1 protein-coding gene is annotated in these 1,306 nt (G+C 63.4%); it reads left to right on the top strand.

The genetic code is table 11. The features are described from left to right. Positions 1 to 1,306, top strand: a 1,306-nt coding sequence (locus CHB90_RS25990) for a glycoside hydrolase/phage tail family protein (protein ID WP_170941201.1), incomplete at both ends; no start/stop codon positions are given.

The raw sequence follows: 1,306 nt of genomic DNA, 5'->3' as shown, positions 1-1,306 counted from the left end.
CCCGGTCTTTGAGCTATACGCGCGACAATGCCGACATCGTAGCGCTGCGGATCGTGCTGCAGCTCGAGGAGCCCTACTACTCGGGCAATTTCGACAAACTGGTCAGCTACAGCGCGCCCGTGCTGCCGTTGGCCAGTTCCGAGCCGGTCACAAGCGTCTTTTTTCATCTCGACCCGCTCTGGGCCGATCCGGAGATCGATTTTATCGGCATCGACAATTACATGCCGCTCTCCGATTGGCGTGACGGGTCGGCCCATCTGGACGCAGGCAATGGCTGGCCGACGGTCTACGATCGCGCCTATCTGCACGCCAACATCGAAGGCGGCGAGGGCTACGATTGGTTCTATGCCTCGGATGCTGATCGAACCGCGCAGATCCGCACGCCTGTCGAGGACGGCTCTGAAGGCAAGCCCTGGGTTTTCCGACCCAAGGATCTGAGCGCCTGGTGGGCCAATGCGCATTTTGACCGACCAAGTGGGGCAGAAAGTGCCACACCCACAGCCTGGATCCCGCAGTCCAAACCCATCGTCTTCACCGAATGCGGCTGCCCCGCCATCGACCGGGGCACCAATCAGCCCAACGTCTTCTTCGATCCCAAATCCTCGGAAAGCGCCGCGCCGTATTTTTCGCGCGGTTGGCGCGACGATGCGATCCAGCGGGCGTATTACGAAGCCCTTCTGACCTATTGGGAAGAAGCCGCAAACAACCCGGTGTCCACAATCTACAGCGCACCGATGATCGATCTGCCCGATTGCGCCGCCTGGACCTGGGATGCGCGGCCCTATCCGCATTTCCCCGCACTTACCGAGATCTGGACCGATGGGCCGAACTGGCAGCGGGGGCACTGGTTGACCGGGCGGATGGGCGGCGGGTCGCTGGCCGCCCTGGTCCGGGACCTCTGTCTGCGCGCCGGGCTTCCGGAGGCGCGCGTCGACACCACGGGCCTGACCGGCTCGGTTGAGGGCTACATCCTCACCGCGCTGGAATCGCCGCGCGCCTCGATCTCCACCCTGGCGCGTCATTTCGGGTTTGATGCGGTCGAGAGCGAAGGGCAGATCAGGTTCCTCATGCGTGGTCGCGGCGCTGTTGTCAGTCTGACCCATGATGATCTTGTAGCCCCGCGCGAAGGTGACATTCTGGAACTGGTTCGCGCGCAGGAAACCGAACTGCCCCAGGCGCTGAAATGGCAGGTCACCCGCGCGGAAGGCGATTATGACACCGCGCAGGTCGAGGCCCGGCGCATCACCGTCGACTCGACCCGCGTCACCTCCGAGGCCTTCCCCATTGCAGTTCCGCCCGAAGAGGC

This window comes from Antarctobacter heliothermus (genome assembly GCF_900188425.1).
GTDB classification, from domain to species: domain Bacteria; phylum Pseudomonadota; class Alphaproteobacteria; order Rhodobacterales; family Rhodobacteraceae; genus Antarctobacter; species Antarctobacter heliothermus.
The sequence above is the reverse complement of the archived record's forward strand: the minus strand, read 5'-3'. Positions and strand labels throughout refer to the sequence as shown.